Origin of the sequence: Polaribacter sargassicola (assembly GCF_021991835.1) — a bacterium.
Taxonomy (GTDB): Bacteria; Bacteroidota; Bacteroidia; order Flavobacteriales; family Flavobacteriaceae; genus Polaribacter; species Polaribacter sargassicola.
In genome coordinates, this window is the sequence record NZ_JAHDAU010000001.1 from 641,351 (window position 1) to 661,003 (window position 19,653).

Here is a 19,653-nt window from a genome sequence, read left to right on the forward strand (position 1 = left end):
GTTTGTTGGTGTAAACTATTAAGATATTTTAATGTTAAAGTTGTTGTATAATCATAAAAATTATTCCACAATCTTTTTAGGTTGTTCTAAAAGATATTTTTTTGAATATGCTCTTGTAAAATGTGCTCCGTAAAATAAAATTAAACTAGTATAAGAAACCCATAACATTATTAAAATTATAGAGCCAGCGGCACCATAAGTAGAGCCTGGTTCTAACTCGCTAAAATATATTGCTAATAAATATTTACCGGCAACAAAAAGAAGAGATGTTAAAAAAGCTCCTATTCTAACAGCTCTCCAAGGCACATTGGCATTTGGTAAAACCTTAAACATTGCTGCAAAAACAAAATAGATTGATGCTAGAGAAATAAAAATATCTAAGGTGAAAATTGAGTTTATTAAATCGTTAGATAGAATTTGTTTTAAATTTTGCTCAAAAGTACTTAGTAAAGATGTTAAAACTAAACTTATCAATAATAAAAAAACAATAATTAGAATAAAACTAAAGCTTTTTAATCTTACAAAAACAGTTTCTAAAATTCCGTTTTTAAATCTTGGTTTAGCATCCCAAATACTATCTAAGATATTTTGTATTTGAAAAAACACACCAGAAGAACCATAAACTAAAGTTGCAATACCAATAATTGTTGTGAAAAATGAAGTTTTTTGATCTCCATCATTTATCATCATTTGTTTAATAGTACCTGCTGTTTCAGCACCAATTGCTTTAGATATTTCGTCTAAAATTTGTCCTTCTACTATTTCTTTTCCCCAAATAGATCCAACTAAATTAAAAATTATAATTAGAAGAGCAGGTAATGATAATATGGCATAATAAGCTATAATTGCAGCTTTATTAAAAGGAGCATCATTAAACCAAGATTTAGCACTTGTAACTAATAATTGGGGTAAGTGTTTTAATTTAAATTTTTTATTTGTTAGCTTATCTTCTTTACCAGTCATATATAGCTAATTTACAGAATAAATTTTTATTCTGTAAATTAGCTATGTTAAAATGTTTATTTGTAATGAGATGGGTTTTTTAATTTACCCTCTATAACCTCTTCTTTCTTTAGGTTCAAACTTTTTACCAGCACTTCCTAAACTATTAAATTTCCAGGTAAAGCTTAGCATTGCGTATTGATTTAATACCGTACTAGATGAATCTTGAATATAATCTTCTGTTGCAACTCTACGAGCGTTTGTATTTTGGTCTAAAATATCATAGATTTTTAGACTAATAGCACCTTGATCTTTTAATATAGAGTAACGTAATGTTGTATTCCAAAACCAAGCACTTTTTTGAAATCCATCTGCAATATTAGGGTTGTAATTATAGTTTACATCATTTAACCATTCAAATTTCTTTAAAAAATTTGTAGAAGTAGTAATGTTAACATTATGGCTAATAAAATCGTTATTAGTAAAACTATCTATATCATATCTATTTTGACTTAGAGAAATTGTGTATTCTGGTCTTAATTGTAAAACTTCATCCCAAGAAAAATCGAAACCAACTTTAGGTGAAATTGAAGTTATTTCACTTGAGTATTGTACTCCATTATTAAAGTTGATGTTTTTATTATAACTACCAAAAAGAGTAAAATCTGTTTTTAAGCTTCCAAAATCTTCCCATTTTTTAGTTGCGCTATAACTACTTCCAAAATTTACAGATACATATCCATCTACATTTGCGTAAGTTGTTTCTCTAATTAATGTACTTGTATCTATAATTGTTTTAGCAACAACTCTATCATCTGTTAAAGTTATGTTTGCAAAAGACCAAAACCCTGTTCTTTTTTGCCAATTAAAATTAGAAGCACCTAACCTTATGCTGTGTGTTTTAGAAGGTGATAATAATGGGTTACCTGTTACTATATTTAACGGATTAGATTCGTCTCTAAAGGGTTGTAATTGAGATAAACTTGGTATGTCATTTCTATAATTATATCTAACTCTATATCTACTTGTTCTGTTTTTTCTAAAACGAACATTTAAAGCATATTCTAAATTGTTAAATTCTCTTTCTAGATTTGTTTCTGGTCTTAAAAAATCAGAATTTTCTAATGTTCTGTTATTTAAAGCAAGTTGTGTAGATGCAGACCATTTTTCGTTTTTAAATTCTAATTTTAAAATTGGTTTGTTTACTTTATCAGAATATTCAAAATCTGTACTTAGTAAATCACTAAAGTTTGTGTAATCATTTGTAGTTTCATCAAAATCATAAGTACTTCTAATGTTTTTAGTTTTTGTGTTACTTGTAGAAAAAGCAACATCTAAAAAGAATTTTCTACTAATTAAAGGTAATCGATAGGTTAATTTACTAGCAAGTTCTTTTATGTCTACATCACCATCAGAAAACTGATCTCTAATAATTTCTTCTGCATCAGAACCATAAATATTGGTTTCAGATTTTACTAAATCTTCACTTTCTGTTTTATTAAGATTACCTGTTAATTCTAATCTTAAAAAAGCGCCTCTACTACCAAATCTTTTTGTAAAATTAAGTTCGTTATTAAAAGATGTTTTATCAGAATCTGCAACAGAATAAGTTTCGGAGTCGTTTGTAAGAGATCTACTATTATCAAAAGTTTCTGATGCACTATTATATCTGTTGGTATTTAAATCTTTATTAAAATCACTTTCAATATCTACTCTAAAAGTACTATCTATTTCTATTTCAAAATCTATACTAGCTTCGTGGCTATCGCTGTTATTTAAAGAAGTACTTTCTGAATTGCTAAAATAACTTGTACCATCAGATAAATATGTTTCTCTATTTATTGCAGATTTATTGTCAGATTCACTGTTTTTGTAAAAATAATCACCAGAAAATTCAAATATTTTTCCAAAAGAATTAATGTAGTTTAATCCATAATTGTTAGAGGTTACAATACCTTGTCCACCACCAAAACTTCTATTATTACCGCCAAATTGTAAACGTTGGTTACCAAAACTAAAACCAGGCGAGTTTATATTATTACCACCAGCTAAAAGACCAATTCTTTCTGTGCCTTGAAAGCGAGTACCCATACCGGCGTATTCATATCTTTTATCTGTACCAGCACCTGTGGCAACTTTACCAAAGTATCCTTTGTTGTTTTCTTTTTTAATAGTAAGATTAATTGTTTTGTTTTCTCCGTCAGAATCTTCACCAGAAAAAGCCTGCGCATTATTTTTTGTGTCAGATATTTGAATTTTTTCTATAATATCTTTGGTTAAGTTTCTTGTAGTTATGGTAGGATCGTTACCAAAAAAAGGTTTTCCATTTACTAAAATTTTATCAACAGATTTTCCGTTTACTGTAATTGCACCTTCATTATCAACTTCTACACCAGGTAATTTTTTTAATAAATCTTCTACATTAGCATCTGCCTTTGTTTTAAAAGATTTTACATTAAATTCTAATGTATCTTTTTTTATGGTTATTGGTGCGCTAGATCTAATAACAACGGCGTCTAGAGAGTTTTCTGTTTGTAATAGTAAATCGCCTAGATTTTGATTTTTTACATCTATTATCTTAGAATAAGGTTGAAATCCTATAAAAGATACTACTAATTTTACTTTAGAGTCTCCTGTTTCTCCTACAAGGTTAAAAGATCCATTTGCTTCGGAAATTGTATAAGAAACAATACTGCTATCTTTTAATCTTTCTGCATGTACTGTTGCAGATTCTAATAACTCTGAGTCTTCTTGTGATTTAATAATACCAGAGATAGAAAATTTTTTAGTTTGAGAATAAGCAATTGTGCTTAGAAAAATACAAATTAAGATTAGTTTTTTTTTCATTTTTGGTTTGGAATTTTTGCAAATATTTAACTATTAATCTAATACTTACTCTTCTTTAACAGAACTTTATGTTTTAAAGTAATTTTAGATATGTATATTATTTTTATTTATTCTAAATAAATAATTATATTTGCAAAATATTTTTTGAAAAATGATTGTTTTTTATACTGAAAATAAACCTTTTAGATCGGTTGTAGAATCTCTTGCATGTAATAGTGTATGTTCTACAAATTGTATAAAACCAAAAAGTAGATGCTGTAACAAATACAAAAAAAAGGGCATCAACTGTAAGCGATGCCCTAATATTTTGCTAAAAGCTTCTTAAAACTATTTTCTACATAACGGATCTAAACCAATAGTTCCATTTAATTGTATTAAATAATCATCAGATTTTACTTTATTTAATTGCTGTTCAGTTTTTTCTAAACGAGCCATAATATCCATTTCTTCTACAAGTTTATCATTTCTATCATCACTAATAAAATCTTGTAAATATTTAATTTCATTTGTTAAATACTTAATTTCACTTTGTTGTTTTAATACTAATCTTTCTTTGTACCAATCGCTATTTACTACGTAGTCTCTATTAAAATATTTTCTTAATTCAACATCACTAATATCTTTGCCATCATAATGTCCGTAAGCCATAATATTTAAAAGAATTTTTAATGGCGGTATTGCAGCTTCTATACTACCATCTTCAAAATAGTTTAAGGCAACTTTTTGTTGAGCTTCGCATATGTTTTTAATTCCGTCTACAAAATCTTCTAAATTTTGTAATTCTGGTTTAAGCATTTGCTTGTTAAATACAGCCGTAGGCTCATCAAATAATCTATTTAAGCAAAGTAAAGCGAATTTTTTAGTAATTCTGTAACCTAATCTACTGGCTAAAATTGTTTCGCCATTGTGTTCAAAATCTTCTAATTTTTCTAAAGCACCATTTTTAATTAAGTAATTAGGATCTCTGTCTTGTGGCGCCATTCTTGCCCAAATTTCTGGAATCAATAAACTAACATCATGGTCAATTTTATTTTCTGCACCAACATAACCAGCCGCAGTACTAAAACCGTTAGATTCTGTTAAAATATGTGATAATAAAGCATTGTTTAAATCTGTTGTTGGTGTTAACATATTAAACGGAGCTTTTGTTAATGCACCTTCTGAACCAGCACCAGTAGTTGATGGAGATTTACCTGTTAAACTACAAATAAAGTCCATAAATAATTCTGGAGTTTCTTGGTAATGAATTGGGTTGTAAACCGCTAAAGGTCTAATACCAGCTTCTCTATCTGCAGGATTATTTCTTCTACCAGGTAAAACTGCATTTACAACATGTATTACTGGGTCTTGTTGTTTAATTTTTCTTTTTAAACGTACACCAACATCAGAAATGTAAGAAGCTTCAGTTTCATTATAAAACTTGTTAGGCTCTAAATAACGTGGGTTTTTAGTTGGTTCTCTATCTACAATTCTTGGATGAGAAGGTAAAACAAATTGTACATTGTCTTCTTTGCTATCAATAATTTCTTTAATAAAATTTTTAACAGGTTCTGTATATTTATCGTAATTTAAAGTGTCTTCATAAATTGCAATAGCATCTTCTTTTGTTAACATTTCATAATTGGTTAAAAATCTACCATCAGAAATAATATCAAATTCTGCTAATTTATCATAACCTCTTACAATAGCTTCATCTGGTCTTTGAAACAAATGAGCTTCGCAGTTTGCAATTACTTTAACACTTTTATTTGTGTACTCTTGGTTTAGATTTTTAAACTGATTTTTTGGTAATGTAATAGATGCTGTAATATCATCTTCTGTTTGAATTTTTTCGCAAGCAGCAAAATCTGAACGTAGTTTGTTAAGCATCCAATTGCCTTCTTGGTTAAAACCAATACGCACATAGCTACCAACAACAGGTGTGTTATTGTAAATTAAAGAGGTTCCTTTAACACCATTAATAATCTCTACAGACATCATGTCTTTCCAATTTAGTTTAGCACCATGTGCTTGTCTAAATAAACGTTTTACAAACAATACTAAAGTACGAACGTGTACAGGAATATTGGTTAAAAACTCGTTGAATTCGTCTGAGTTTTCTTCATTAGGTGTAAGTAGTTTTACAACAGAACCTAAAGTTCTTTTTTCACTTAATAAAGATCTAGATTTTGGTCTGTTTGGGTCTTTAACTTTCCATCTAGTAGAGTAATCAAACTCTATAATTTCATCTGCTTTTTTAAAATCTTCTTCTATATTGTGTATATTAAAACTACCATAAGTAATGGCATTTTGCATAGATTTAGATATTTCTGATTTTCCACCACCAGAAACTGTACATGGTTTATGGCAAAATACACCTTCTGGGTAGGTTTCTACCATTCGCCATAAATTAATAGACTTATGTTTTTCTAAACGAAGTTTATTTCCTGATGGATGTATGTATGTTTTAAAAGGAGACAATGTTAATTTTTGTTCCTTGCCTTTATATGTCCAACTTATACAGTTTTTATTAGTATCAAAATAAGAAGCTTCTGGTATGTAAATAATATTTGGGTAATTTTTATCTACTGCATAATTTTCTGGTTTTACCTCAATTCTATCGGCAAGAAGTGTTTTTACATCTTCGAAAGTTTGATCTAAACCATAATATTTTTGATAATCAGAACAGTTTACAGTGTCTCCCATTACACGTCTAGCATAAGCAATAGCACCACCTGCATGTTCTTCTTCTGCTAAACCAAAAAGGTTGGCAGAGTAACTAATTTGTGTTTTAATTTCTTTTTTAGAATAACCGTAGTAATTGTCTGCTATAAGTGTTACTACAACACCTCTATCATCTCTACAAGTAATTTTAAATGCACCACCATTATTATAAAGTTCATTTTCGTCTTTCCAGCACATTCCATCTCTTTTTTGACGATCTGTAGCGTCATCAAAATGAGGTAAACCAACTTCTTTCTTTTTAAGTTTTAATAATTGAGGAGCCAATACAATACAACCTGTGTGACCTGTCCAATGTTCAGGATCAAGAGCAGCATCATTATGAGCTAAGCTAGGGTCTCCGGCGTTTCCAAAAATAGATTCTACAAAATCTAAATTACTTACTAAACTACCCGGAGCATAAAAACGAACTTCTAAAGATTTTTCTGAAATAACACCTTTTACTTCTGGGCAAACAACTGGTCTTAGTAGCATAGAAACCATTGTTTTCGCTTTTTCTTTTTGTGTAGATGTAAAAGGTAAAACATTTAAATCATCACTTGGTTTAAAAGCAGCATTTAAAAAGTGAGCAAAAACAATTTTTGGCACTTCAAATTTATCTAAAGGTACTGGTAAGTTACCTTCTACAATATGAAAAGTACCTTTGGTTGTTCTTTTATCATGTAAAGGATTATTTAAAATTCCTTGTTTAAGTCTTTTAGATGTTACTAAATCACTAACAAAAGAGTTTCCGTTAGGTGGCAAACTAGCTTCTCTAGCTTGTCCTTTTTTAGATAAAATTAAAGTGTTATTTGGTAATTTAACTAATTTATCTATGCTAACATCTTTTAAATAGTCATCTAAAAATTCTTGAATTCTTGAGTCTGCAGGAGAAAGATGATGCGATAAAAGTCTAGATTTTTCTCTAAGACTCATTATTAAAGGTCTTGTTGTTTTTTCAAAATCAGGATCACATAATTGTTCTTTACTACCTTCATCATCTTTATATATAGGTTGCCCAATGGTAGCTAATTGTAAATTAATAAATTGAACAATATCCTTTCTAGTTTCTTGCATGGTGTTTATCTTGATTTAATTAGACTTATTTTATGAAACAAATTTAGATAACGAGTCAAAAAAAAAAACTGTCAAATATCATGTTCTGATTAAATATTTACGAATACGATTTAGCAATTGCATAAAAAACAGATTAGATATCATTTAAAATAAGTGTTGTTTTTTTTCTTTTAAAATTAATATTTCTGTTATTAACTAAACTGTAATTTTTGGTAAAAAAAATATAAAGATGATGATGCTAAAAGGTAAAAAATTAGTTGTTTTCTATTAGCTTTGTAGTGATGAAGTATACTTTAGGAAAACAAGAGCGTTTAAAGAGCAGAAAGTTAATTAGCAGGCTTTATACAGAAGGAAATTCGGTAAAAGCTTTTCCGTTTAGAATGGTATATTTGCAAACAGAACATACATCAGATTTTCCTGCACAGGTTGGTGTTTCTGTTTCTAAAAGAAACTTTAAAAGAGCGCCAGATAGAAATAGATTAAAAAGATTAATGAGAGAAACGTATCGTTTGCAAAAAGAAATTGTGTACGATAATTTAGAAAAGCCTCATGTTTTTATGATTTCGTATATTGGCAGAGAAGCAAAACCCTACGAAGAACTTTTTTCTAAAATGAATAAATTATTAAATTTATTTATAGAAGACGTTAAAAAAAAATCTAATGAAGAATTTTAAAAGAAAATCTTACGCAATTGTAATTCTAATTACTGTTACAATTTTTTTATCTTTTTCGTTTAAGTCAAAGTTTTTTGAAGTAGCAAAACAAATAGAAATCTACAATACTTTGTTTAAAGAATTAAATATGTATTATGTAGATGAAATTAATCCTGCCGAATTAACAAATAAAGCAATTAAAAATACGTTAAAAGATTTAGACCCATATACTAATTTTTATAACGAGCAAGAAGTAGAAGATGCAAGAATTAGTAGAGAAGGAGAATATGGCGGAATTGGTGTTTCTGTATTTTATACAGAAAAAGGAATTCAAGTTAACGAAATTTTTAAGGGATATTCTGCAGATAAAGCTGGTTTAAATTCTGGTGATATTATTATTTCTGTTGATGGACAATCACTTAAAAAAATGGAAGGAGAGCAGCTTTCTATGTTTTTAAAAGGAACACCCAATAGTAGTTTTGTTGCAGAAATAGAAAGACAAGGAAAAATAATTAAAAAAGAAATAATTAGAGATAAAGTAATTATAAATCCTGTGCCTTTTGCAGAAATGATAAATGAAGAAACAGGTTATATTGTATTAACCCGTTTTAATGACAAGGCTTCTTACGAAGTTAAAAAAGCCTTTACCAAGTTAAAGAAAGCTGGAATGAAAAAATTGGTTTTCGATTTAAGAGGAAACCCAGGCGGATCTTTGTTAGAATCTATCAATATTTCTAATTTCTTTTTACCTAAAGGAAAAACAATTGTTGCTACCAAAGCAAAAATTAAAAAATGGAGCAACACTTATAAGACCACAAAAGAACCATTAGATTTAGAAATACCTGTTGTGGTTTTAATAAATGAACGATCTGCTTCTGCATCAGAAATTGTAAGTGGTTCTTTACAAGATTATGACAGAGCAGTAATTATGGGGCAGCGCTCTTTTGGTAAAGGATTGGTGCAACGTTACAGAGAGTTAACTTATGGTACACAGTTAAAATTAACCATTTCTAAATATTATACACCAAGCGGTAGATGTATACAAGAGTTAGATTATACAAATAGAGATAAAAATGGTAATGTTCCTAAATTTTCTGATAAAGGAATAAATGAATTTAAAACAGCTAATGGAAGAACGGTTTATGATGGAGGAGGAATTTTACCAGATGTTTTAATTAATACATCAGAAAAAACAGAAACAACAGAAAAACTTTTAAGCTCTAGAGCTATTTTTAATTATTCTGTAAATTATTTTTATGAGAATTCAGAAATAGAAAAAGAGATTGATTTTAAACTTAAAGAACAAGATTTTGAGAATTTTAAAAATTACTTAAAATCAGACACAACATTTGTTACCAAACAAGAACAATTGTTTAAAGAAGCATATAAAGCATCAACATTAAAAAATATTTCTAATGAGTATAATAAAATTCAAGAAGAAATATTCAAAAATAAAGTTGAAGAAATAACAAAAAATAAAGACATTTTAAAAGTAATTCTTACAGAAGAAATATTAAATAGATATTATTACAAAGAAGGAGTTTTTAAACATAATTTAAAAAATGACCTAGTAATAAAAGAAGCTGTTAGTTTACTAAATAACCAAGATGATTATAGTCAAATATTATCGGCTAAATAATTTTATCTTTGAATTTTACAATTAATAATGACAAAAGCAATTAAAATAAATAGAACAAGAGCACAAGAATCTACAAATGCAATAGAAAAATTATATATATCTATGCGCCATTTATTTACCAGAGGTTTTTACAAACCAATGGGTATTTCTGGTGAAGCATTAAGAAAATCTTTACTTTCCTTAAGACCAGAAATTTATGGTTCTATAGCAGAAGAAAGAATAGAGTTAAATGGATTAACCTACGTAATAGAAAGATTACCAGAAGGTATAGAAGAATGCCAGTTTATCAATTTAACTGCAGATGAGGGTTATAGAGATTCTCATTTTAAAACAATAATACCACCAAAAAGGAGAAGAAATTGTTACAGAATTGATAGAGATCAAATGAATATTGAGATTACTAGAGGGAGGTCTGAAATTTATGATATTCTTACACATTTAACTTTCTTATTTATAGAATCTCATAAGATTCAAAAAAGAGTTACAATTAATGAAGGTGCCGATTTTATAAGAGAATGGAAGTATTTAGAAGATATTGTTATTTATAATAAGCAAATTACAGCTCAAGAAAGAGAGGTTGCGTTAGCGCATTTAAGCAATATTTTAGGAAGAACTTTTGATGAGGTACAAGGGATTCATAAAACTTTTAAAACTGAAAGAAATGAAGATAGATTTTTTCATTTAATTTATTGGTTAGGAAAGTTAGCTATCAACGAAGTTTTAGATAATAAGAAAAGAAAAGTAACTTTTAGTTCTGTTTTAATAGAAGAAATAGGGCACCATATTTATGGTGATGTTTGGGCAAATAATATCAAAAAAATATTAAAAGAAAATAAACTTTTAAAAAGACCAATACACATTATTAGTGCAAATATGCATAGTGTATTAAATTCTATTTATGCAAAAGGAGCCTTGCCAAAAGAAGCAGAAGAGTATAAAGGATTCGAGTTATACCAATTACTAAGTAATGCTAATAGTAAACCATTGCAAACAGCCGTTAAACAATATGCTTCAGAAAATGGTTTAATTTATATTAAAGACACATCGGGCACAAATATTAATGTACAAGTAATAGATACTGATAAGATTGATTACGATAACTCTCCCTTTAAAAAAGTAAATTCTGTTAACAAAAGGCCAGTTATTATTGTAATGGATTATGCTTTTGGAGAACAGGCTTATGAGACAATGGATGAACTTTTAAAGCCTTATAAAAATAGCAAGAAAAAAAATCATTTAGATGTAAAATCTATATCTATAATGGGTAAAGCAGGTATTTTAGAAGGGGGAAAAGGAGATATAATGATTCCTTCTGCACATATTTTTGAAGGAACTGCAGATAATTATCCATTTAAAAATCAATTAACAAAAGAAGATTTAGAAGGTTTTGGTGTAAAGGTATTTGATGGTTCTATGATTTCTGTTTTAGGAACTTCTTTACAAAATAAAGACCTTTTAAAGTTTTTTCATGATTCTACTTGGAACGTTATAGGATTAGAAATGGAAGGAGCACATTACCAAAAAGCAATACAATCTGCGTCTAAAATCAGAGGTAATATTTCTAAGAATGTTAAAGTAAGATATGCATATTATGCCTCTGATAATCCGTTAGAAACCGGAGCTACATTAGCATCAGGAGGTTTAGGTATGACAGGAGTTACACCAACATACGCAATTACTCAAAAAATATTAGAACAAATTTTTTAATTAAAGACTTATTTTAACCAAGCAAAAAAATGTCAACAAACAAAAAAAATAGTGAAGAAGAGGTAGATTTAGGATCCTTATTTGTAATTATCGGTAAGGGTTTTTCTAATTTATTTAGTTTTATAGGTAGTTTTTTTAAAAGTATTTTTCATTTAATAATTACAATTCTTATTTTCTTTAAAAAGAATGTTCTTAAAATAATTATTGCAGCTATAATTGGTGGTGTTGTTGGTACTTTTTTAGAAGTTAAAAAGCACGATTTATATGGTTCTGATTTATTAGTAAAACCAAATTTTAATAGTACTAGACAATTGTATAATAATGTTAATTATTATAATGATTTAGTGAAGCAAAAAGATACTTTAGGTTTAGCAGAAATATTTAAACTAGATAAAAAAACGGCTGCATCCCTTAAGGAATTTAGTATTGAACCCATAAAAAAAGATAATGATATTATAAACTCTTATAACAATTTTGTTTTACAGGTTGATACCACAACTATAAAAAGTTACACGTTTGAAGAGTTTAAAAAGTCTTTTACAGATTACGATTACGATATTCATAAAATTACCGTAATAGCTGAAAAGAATAATGTTTTTGATAATTTAAATGATGTAATTATTTCTTCTATTTCTAAAAATAAATACTTTAATAGGTTAAAAGAATTAACAAATGAAGATTTAAATAGAACAGATTCTATTTACAGAGAAAATTTAGCTCAAATAGATTCTTTAAGAAAAGTTTATATGCAAGTTATGGTAGAAGAAGCAAAAAAGCAAACTACTGGTACAAGTATAGATTTAGGAGGCGAAAAAAGAACTACCAAAGAATTAGAACTTTTTGAAACTAATAGAAAAATAAATTCAGATTTAAGATACATCGCCAATCAAAAATCAGAGAAATACGAAATAATTAATGTGATCTCTAATTTTCAATCAACAGGATACAAAATTAAAGGTGTTACTAAGAATTTAGGCTTTTTACTAGCCGTTGCTGGAGCTATTTTAATGATTTTAGTTCTTTTGTTATTACAGATGAATAAATATTTAGATAACTATAAAAAATAAAATGAGAACTATTTTAATAACAGGAGGTGCAGGTTTTATTGGGTCTAATTTTATTCCTTTTTTCTTAGAAAAAAACAAAAATTATAAAGTTGTAAATTTAGATTTACTAACTTATGCAGGCAATATTTCTAACCTGTCTGAAGTAGAAAATAACGATAGATATACATTTGTTAAAGGAGATATTTGTGATAGAAATTTAGTAGAACACCTTTTTAAAGAACACAATTTTACAGGCGTTATTCATTTTGCAGCAGAATCTCATGTAGATAATTCTATAAAAAACCCAGATGCTTTTGTTAGAACAAATGTTTTTGGAACTTTTAATTTATTAGATGTAGCAAAAGAGTATTGGATGGAAAAGCCAAATGTATTTAAACAAGGTTATGAGCAAGCAAGGTTTTTGCACATTTCTACAGATGAGGTTTATGGAACTTTAGGCGAAACAGGTTTGTTTAAAGAAACAACACCTTACGCACCTAATAGCCCTTATAGTGCGTCAAAAGCATCATCAGATTTTATGGTAAGAAGTTATTTTCATACCTACGGAATGAATGTAGTTACTACAAATTGTTCTAATAATTATGGACCAAAACAACATAATGAAAAGTTAATACCAACAATTATTAGAAAAGCAATATCTGGAGAAAATATTCCTATTTATGGTGATGGAAAAAATATTAGAGATTGGTTATTTGTATTAGATCATTGTAACGGAATTGACATTGTTTTTAAAGAAGGAGTTATTGGTGATACTTATAATATTGGCGGTAAAAACGAAAGAGATAATTTATATATAGCAAATACAATTTGCAAAATATTAGATAAAGAAAAACCTAAAAGTAAATCTTACAAAGCACAAATTAAGTTTGTAACAGATAGACCTGGTCATGATTTTAGATATGCTATTGATGCAAGTAAACTTGAAAAAGAACTAGGTTGGAATGCGCAAGAAAATTTTGAATCCGGAATACAAAAAACCATACAGTGGTATTTAAAAAAGTATCAATAATATGAAAGGAATTGTTTTAGCGGGAGGCTCTGGTACAAGACTACACCCATTAACGCTGGCAGTTAGTAAGCAACTAATGCCAGTGTATGATAAACCGATGATATATTACCCAATTTCTACATTAATTTCTGCAGGAATTAGAGAAATATTAATCATTTCTACACCACAAGATTTACCATTATTTAAAAAACTTTTAGGAGATGGTAGTAAAATAGGGTGTAATTTTGAATATGAAGTTCAGGAAAATCCTAACGGTTTAGCAGAGGCTTTTATTATTGGAGAAAATTTTATAGGTAAAGACAAAGTTGCTTTAATTTTAGGTGATAATATTTTTTACGGGACAGGATTATCAACTTTATTAAAAGCAAATAATGATCCAAACGGAGGTATTGTATATGCATATCATGTTAATGATCCAGAACGTTACGGAGTGGTAGAGTTTGATGATAATTTAAAAGCAATATCTATAGAAGAAAAACCATTAGAGCCAAAGTCTAATTACGCAGTTCCTGGTATTTATTTTTATGATAATAATGTTGTTGAAATTGCTAAAAATATAAAACCAAGTAAAAGAGGTGAGTTAGAAATAACAGAGGTTAATAATGCGTATTTAAAACAAGGTAAACTTTCTATAGAAATTTTAGACAGAGGCACAGCATGGTTAGATACTGGTGCGTTTGATTCTTTAATGCAAGCAGGTCAGTTTGTACAAGTAATAGAAGAAAGACAAGGCTTAAAAATTGGTTCTATAGAAGAGGCTGCCTTTAGAGCCGGATTTATTTCTAAAGAAGAAATGTTAGAGTTAGTAAAACCACTATTAAAAAGTGGTTATGGAAGCAATTTATTAAAGATATAATGTTAGTAAAAGAAACAGGATTAAAAGGTTGCTTTGTAATAGAACCTAAAGTTTTTGGAGATAGTAGAGGTAGTTTTTTTGAAGTTTTTAATCAAAAAATATTTACAGAAAAAACAGGTTTAAAGGTAGATTTTGTCCAAGATAATCAATCTATTTCACAAAGAGGAGTGCTAAGAGGATTACATTTGCAAACAGGAGAATTTGCACAAGCAAAGTTAGTGCGTGTAATTAAAGGAAAAGTATTAGATGTAGCTGTAGATGTTAGAAAAGGTTCACCAACATTTGGCAAACATTTTTCAATAGAACTGACAGGCGAAAATAATAAGCAACTTTTTGTGCCGAGAGGTTTTTTACATGGTTTTGCTACTTTAGAAGACAATACTATATTTTCTTATAAATGCGATAATTATTACAATCCAAATGCTGAAGCAGGAGTTATTTATAATGATAAAGAATTAGATGTAGATTGGAAAATTGATTTAGATAAAGTAACACTTTCAGAAAAGGATAAAAAATTAAACACTTTTACGGAATTTTTACAAGTTATATAATAAGTTTTGTAGAATTAAATTTCGTTAATTTTTGATTATAAATATAAAAAATGAATTACAAAAAGCCTCGAGTAATAGCAGAAATAGGTTGTAATCACAAAGGTGATTTCAATATTGCATTAGAATTATTAAAGTTAGCTAAAGAATGCGGTGCAGATGTTGCTAAGTTTCAAAAAAGAAATAATAAAGAATTATTAACAGAAGAACAATATAATGCTCCTCACCCTAATCAGGCTAATTCTTATGGAGATACTTATGGGGCTCATAGAGAATTTTTAGAATTTTCTGTAGAACAACATAAGGAGTTAAGAGAATATTGTGATTCTATTGGTTTAGAGTATTCTACTTCAGTATGGGATGTTACATCAGCAAAAGAAATGATAACTTTTAAACCTTCTTTATTAAAAGTGCCTTCAGCATGTAATAATCATTTTGAAATGTTAAAAGTTTTAAGAGACGAATTTGAAGGAGAGGTTCATTTATCTTTTGGAATGACAACTAAAGAAGAGGAAAAAAAAATTATAACTTTTTTTGAAGAAACAAATCAAGCAAAAGATAGATTGGTTATCTATTCTTGTACTTCTGGTTATCCAGTACCATTTAATAATGTTTGCTTACTAGAAATTGAAAGATTAAAAATTGAATACAAAGAAAGAGTTAAAGATATTGGTTTTTCTGGTCATCATTTAGGAATAGCCATAGATAATGCAGCTTTTGCATTAGGAGCTACTTGGGTAGAAAGACACTTTACTAAAGATAGAACTTGGAAAGGAACAGACCATGCAGCATCTTTAGAACCTACTGGGTTAAAAAAGTTATGTAGAGATTTAAAAGCTACGTATGAATCTTTAAGTTATAAAGATTCTGAAATTTTAGAAATTGAGCAAGTTCAAAGAGATAAACTCAAGTATAGAAAAATATGAAAACAATAGCATTTATACCAGTTCGTGGAGGGAGTAAGTCGATTCCTTATAAAAATATTAAACAATTTTGTGGTAAACCCTTGGTGTATTGGACTATAAAAGCAGCTGTAGAAACAAATAAAATAACTGATGTAGTTGTTGCGACTGATAGTTTTGAAATTGAAAATATTGTAAACTCTTTTTCTTTTGATAAAGTTAGTGTCTATAGAAGAAATAAAGAAAATGCAGAAGATACTTCCTCGACAGAGAGTGTAATCTTAGAGTATATTAAAAAAGCAAAGCCTATCATCTCTGATACTTTTATATTAATACAAGCAACTTCTCCTCTATTAATAAGTACAGATTTAGATAAAGGTTTGCAATTATTTACAAAGAATGATTCTGTTTTATCTTGTGTAGAACGTAAAAGATTTATATGGTCTAAAGAAGGCGAATCTTTAAATTACGATTATAAGAATAGGCCAAGAAGACAAGATTTTAATGGGTTTTTAATTGAGAATGGTGCTTTTTATATAAGCTCTGTAGAATCAATATTAAAAAGTAAGAATAGAATTTCTGGTAAAATTGCTATATCAAAAATGGCAGAATATACTGCTGTTGAAATAGATGAAGAAGAAGATTGGATAGTAGCAGAATCTCTTATGAAGAGATTTATTTTAAATAAATCTTCTAATAAAGTAAAGAAACCAATAAAGTTAGTGGTTACAGATGTAGATGGAGTGTTAACAGATGCGGGAATGTATTATTCTGAAAATGGAGATGAATTGAAAAAGTTTAATACTCATGACGGGATGGCTTTTAAACTTCTAAGAGAAAAAGGTATAAAAACAGGAATTGTAACTTCAGAAAATACAAATATTGTATCAAATAGGGCAAAAAAATTAAAAGCAGATTACCTTTATCAAGGCAAAATTCACGGAGGTAAGTTAGAGGCTGTGTTAGATATTTGTAAAAAAGAAAAGATAAAATTAGAAGAGGTGGCTTATGTTGGAGATGATATTAATTGTTATGAACTTTTAAGTGCTGTAGGAATAGCTGCTTGTCCCAAAAATGCTTTAACAAAGATTAAAAACATACCTGATATAATTTGTTTGGAAAAAAAAGGAGGTGAAGGTGTTTTTAGAGATTTTGTAGAGGTAATTTTAAACGACAAATAATCATCTTATTGTATGAAAAAAATTATCTATTACGATAATTGGGATAAAGGATATCGTAATTTTTTAAGGATAGATTTATTATTTAAAGAAAAAGGCTATGAAACATTCTTACTTCACACTTCTTCATTAGTAGAAGAAAATGTAACAGTTGAAAAAGAAATTGATGGTTTAAAGTTTAGAGATTTTTCTTATTATAAAACAATACGTCTTAAAAAAATTATAAAAAAAGAAAAACCTTCAGCAATTATAATGCTCAATTTATCTTTTATGATAGATAGAGCAATTGTGAAAATTTGTAAAGAATTAAAAATTAAGTTATTTCATTTATCTCACGGTATGTTAATTCCGGTAGAAAGTATAGTTGATGTAAAAGAAACTATAAAAGAAACTAGCAAGAAGAATATTGTAAAAAAAATTAACAAAAAAAATAGATACGCACTGTATAACTATTTAATAGAAATAAATAGTTTGTCTAAAGTTTTTAATTTCTTTTTAAAAGCAATAAAAAATCATACAGAATATACTCTTTTTCCAAAATATACATCAGAATTAGAAGTTGAAAAATCATTTGTTTTTTATCCTTCAGATTATAAAGTAATGGTAGAGGAATTTGGTTTTCCTAAAGATAAAGTTGTAGTTGTTGGTAACCCAGAGCTAGACATGTTTTTCAATTCTAAGATTAAAGAAAAAACAACTTTTTTAAATGATTTAGGTGTTAAAAAAATAGATTATGTTGCCTATTTTGATGATGGTCTAAGTATAGTGCATGGTTGGGATTCTAACAAATGGATGGAGTTTTTAGAAGACTTAAATGGTATTGTTGTAGAGAAAGAGTGTCAGCTCATAGTAAAATTGCATCCAAGAAGAGATATAACTGATTGTATTTCTTTTTTTAATCAACATAATATTAAATATGTTTTAGATGTAGATTTTAAAAACTTTATTAAACACTCTAAATTTGTTGTAAGTCATTTTTCATCTGTAATTGTTTATGCTTTATTGTTAAATAAAAAAGTGAAATCTCCAAGATGGTCTATATCTAAAGGATTAGAAGAGAAATATCCATCTGAAATAGTACATTATTATTATTCTAAAAAAGATTTTGAAAAAACTTTTTTTAATACTGTTACAGATATTGAAGCAACAGAAAAATATCTTTTAAAATCTATAGGTAGAGTAGATGGTAAATCTACAAAAAGGATAGTTGATAATGTTTTAAAATATATCTAGAATGATAAAAAAAGGTCTTTTTTTAAACTCTTTAAAGTATATTGTCGTTTCTGGAGCTTCTAAAGGGTTTAATTATTTAATCTTACTTTATTTTGCAATAGGTATTTATTCAGAACAATATGTTACAATTCTTTTATTACTTTCTTTAGAGCAAATATTAAGTTTATCGTTACCCTTAAATAATTCTAGTATAATATATTCTAAAAAAATACTAGATTATGGGTTAATAACAAACAAGTTAATAACGTCATCATTATTATTAATGCTGTTTTATATATTTGTTTTTTTTGTATTTTATAATAGTATTTATAAATATTTTGGTGTTAGTAATATTTTTATTTTTTTAAGTATTGCTATTAGCGTTATTATAAATGCTTATTTGGTACATTTAACTAATTATTATAAACTTATAGAAAAACACAATAGAGCTCTAAAAGTTCAGTTTTTATTTTTTATTTCTTTTATATCAATCGCAATTTGTATTTTTTTTATAAAAAATAAAGTTTTGGCTTTTTTTTTAGGCAAAGCTATTGGTTTGTTTTTAGGGTTTATTATTATTAAATTTTTAAACTTTAATCTTACTAAATTTAAATTTAAGATTTTAACTTTAAATGAAATCAAAAAAATTGGTAATCTTTTTTCGGTTGGAGTCTTGGGGTGGTTATCTGGTTTGGGTTTTATGAATTTAGCAAAAATATATGCATCCCCAGAAAACCTTATAAATATTGGTTATACTCTAAATCTATGGAATATTTTTTTGTTAATTAGTACAGGTATTAATGCTGTTTATCATCCATTAATAAAAAAATATGTTTTAAAAAATGATATGCTAAAAGCTCAAAAAGCAAAGAGTACAACTTTGTTTATTTATTTGCTTATAGCTGTTATTTGTTTTTTACTATATCTTGCTATAGATAATTTAGAAATTTTAAATGATTATAATAAGGTGGATGCTGTTTTTTCTGTAATTCCTTATACACTATTATTGTTTGTTTTTAGTTCTTTTTATTATGTTGTACATCCATTTTACCTTGCACATGATAAGTTTGGTACACTTAATTTAATTAATATAATTTCACATTCATTTTGGTTAATTTTAATGATAATAAGTGTTTATTTTAATATTAAAAATTTAATTTGGTTACTTGTAATGTTATACTTCTTAAAATGTATGTTTTTATATGTTTATGCAGAAAAAAAAATAATAAAAAATGATTAGTTATAGAAGCTTTTTTATGATGGTCTATATAGCATTAACAGCATTAATGTTTGTTACATTTAATGCTTCTATAAAG

At 27.5% G+C, this 19,653-nt stretch carries 14 protein-coding genes; 11 read left to right on the forward strand and 3 right to left on the reverse strand.

Translation table 11 applies throughout. The features are described 5' to 3' along the window. Positions 1-60 precede the first annotated feature (60 nt). The 3 genes from KI686_RS02850 to KI686_RS02860 form a co-directional block, all read right to left on the reverse strand. Positions 61-963, reverse strand: a complete 903-nt coding sequence (locus KI686_RS02850; protein WP_237587745.1) for a YihY/virulence factor BrkB family protein — start codon at positions 961-963, stop codon at positions 61-63. An 84-nt stretch (positions 964-1,047) separates the two neighbouring features. After that, entirely contained in the window at positions 1,048-3,789 is a 2,742-nt protein-coding gene (locus KI686_RS02855; RefSeq protein ID WP_237587746.1) for an outer membrane beta-barrel protein, read from the reverse strand. 327 nt (positions 3,790-4,116) lie between these two features. Then, complete coding sequence (locus KI686_RS02860; protein WP_237587747.1) at positions 4,117-7,566, reverse strand: PPi-type phosphoenolpyruvate carboxykinase family protein; 3,450 nt, start codon at positions 7,564-7,566, stop codon at positions 4,117-4,119. Between the two features lie 281 nt (positions 7,567-7,847). On the opposite strand from KI686_RS02860, the gene rnpA reads away from it, so the two are divergent. Genes rnpA through KI686_RS02915 form a run of 11 tightly spaced genes read left to right on the forward strand, consistent with a single transcriptional unit; the run spans position 7,848 to position 19,577 of the window. Next, positions 7,848-8,240 carry a ribonuclease P protein component gene (gene rnpA / locus KI686_RS02865; RefSeq protein ID WP_237587748.1) on the forward strand — a complete coding sequence of 131 codons (393 nt, stop codon included), beginning with the start codon at positions 7,848-7,850 and terminating at the stop codon, positions 8,238-8,240. Beyond that, positions 8,227-9,858, forward strand: a complete 1,632-nt coding sequence (locus tag KI686_RS02870; protein ID WP_237587749.1) for a S41 family peptidase — start codon at positions 8,227-8,229, stop codon at positions 9,856-9,858. Before rnpA ends, KI686_RS02870 begins: the two co-directional genes overlap by 14 nt. 27 nt (positions 9,859-9,885) lie before the next feature. Beyond that, a complete protein-coding gene (locus KI686_RS02875; RefSeq protein ID WP_237587750.1) occupies positions 9,886-11,565 on the forward strand; it encodes a DUF6909 family protein in 1,680 nt (559 codons plus the stop codon). Positions 11,566-11,594: 29 nt separating this feature from the next. Next, the gene (locus tag KI686_RS02880) at positions 11,595-12,632 is read left to right on the forward strand and encodes a hypothetical protein (RefSeq protein ID WP_237587751.1); all 1,038 of its coding nucleotides are present in this window, start codon (positions 11,595-11,597) and stop codon (positions 12,630-12,632) included. A 1-nt stretch (position 12,633) separates the two neighbouring features. Next, positions 12,634-13,641, forward strand: coding sequence for a dTDP-glucose 4,6-dehydratase (rfbB, locus tag KI686_RS02885; protein WP_237587752.1), 1,008 nt, complete (start codon positions 12,634-12,636; stop codon positions 13,639-13,641). A 1-nt stretch (position 13,642) separates the two neighbouring features. Further along, positions 13,643-14,497, forward strand: coding sequence for a glucose-1-phosphate thymidylyltransferase RfbA (gene rfbA / locus KI686_RS02890; protein WP_237587753.1), 855 nt, complete (start codon positions 13,643-13,645; stop codon positions 14,495-14,497). Beyond that, positions 14,497-15,048 (forward strand): dTDP-4-dehydrorhamnose 3,5-epimerase, encoded by a 552-nt coding sequence (rfbC, locus tag KI686_RS02895; protein WP_237587754.1) that lies wholly within the window; start codon positions 14,497-14,499, stop codon positions 15,046-15,048. Before rfbA ends, rfbC begins: the two co-directional genes overlap by 1 nt. 50 nt (positions 15,049-15,098) lie before the next feature. After that, a complete protein-coding gene (locus tag KI686_RS02900; protein ID WP_237587755.1) occupies positions 15,099-15,971 on the forward strand; it encodes an N-acetylneuraminate synthase family protein in 873 nt (290 codons plus the stop codon). Next, positions 15,968-17,128 carry an acylneuraminate cytidylyltransferase gene (locus KI686_RS02905; RefSeq protein WP_237587756.1) on the forward strand — a complete coding sequence of 387 codons (1,161 nt, stop codon included), beginning with the start codon at positions 15,968-15,970 and terminating at the stop codon, positions 17,126-17,128. The genes KI686_RS02900 and KI686_RS02905 overlap by 4 nt, the downstream gene beginning before the upstream one ends. Before the next feature lie 12 nt (positions 17,129-17,140). After that, a complete protein-coding gene (locus tag KI686_RS02910) occupies positions 17,141-18,358 on the forward strand; it encodes a CDP-glycerol glycerophosphotransferase family protein (RefSeq protein WP_237587757.1) in 1,218 nt (405 codons plus the stop codon). 1 nt (position 18,359) lies between these two features. Further along, on the forward strand, positions 18,360-19,577 hold the full coding sequence (locus KI686_RS02915; RefSeq protein ID WP_237587758.1) for a hypothetical protein: 1,218 nt from the start codon (positions 18,360-18,362) through the stop codon (positions 19,575-19,577). Positions 19,578-19,653: the final 76 nt, after the last annotated feature.

Coding starts and splice junctions, on each gene's coding strand:
- KI686_RS02880 (WP_237587751.1), top strand. CDS start 11,595: ATGTCAACAAACAAAAAAAATAGTGAAGAAGAGGTAGATTTAGGATCC.
- KI686_RS02910 (WP_237587757.1), top strand. CDS start 17,141: ATGAAAAAAATTATCTATTACGATAATTGGGATAAAGGATATCGTAAT.
- KI686_RS02855 (WP_237587746.1), bottom strand. CDS start 3,789: ATGAAAAAAAAACTAATCTTAATTTGTATTTTTCTAAGCACAATTGCT.
- KI686_RS02905 (WP_237587756.1), top strand. CDS start 15,968: ATGAAAACAATAGCATTTATACCAGTTCGTGGAGGGAGTAAGTCGATT.
- KI686_RS02860 (WP_237587747.1), bottom strand. CDS start 7,566: ATGCAAGAAACTAGAAAGGATATTGTTCAATTTATTAATTTACAATTA.
- KI686_RS02900 (WP_237587755.1), top strand. CDS start 15,099: ATGAATTACAAAAAGCCTCGAGTAATAGCAGAAATAGGTTGTAATCAC.
- rnpA (WP_237587748.1), top strand. CDS start 7,848: ATGAAGTATACTTTAGGAAAACAAGAGCGTTTAAAGAGCAGAAAGTTA.
- KI686_RS02870 (WP_237587749.1), top strand. CDS start 8,227: ATGAAGAATTTTAAAAGAAAATCTTACGCAATTGTAATTCTAATTACT.
- rfbA (WP_237587753.1), top strand. CDS start 13,643: ATGAAAGGAATTGTTTTAGCGGGAGGCTCTGGTACAAGACTACACCCA.
- KI686_RS02875 (WP_237587750.1), top strand. CDS start 9,886: ATGACAAAAGCAATTAAAATAAATAGAACAAGAGCACAAGAATCTACA.
- KI686_RS02915 (WP_237587758.1), top strand. CDS start 18,360: ATGATAAAAAAAGGTCTTTTTTTAAACTCTTTAAAGTATATTGTCGTT.
- rfbC (WP_237587754.1), top strand. CDS start 14,497: ATGTTAGTAAAAGAAACAGGATTAAAAGGTTGCTTTGTAATAGAACCT.
- KI686_RS02850 (WP_237587745.1), bottom strand. CDS start 963: ATGACTGGTAAAGAAGATAAGCTAACAAATAAAAAATTTAAATTAAAA.
- rfbB (WP_237587752.1), top strand. CDS start 12,634: ATGAGAACTATTTTAATAACAGGAGGTGCAGGTTTTATTGGGTCTAAT.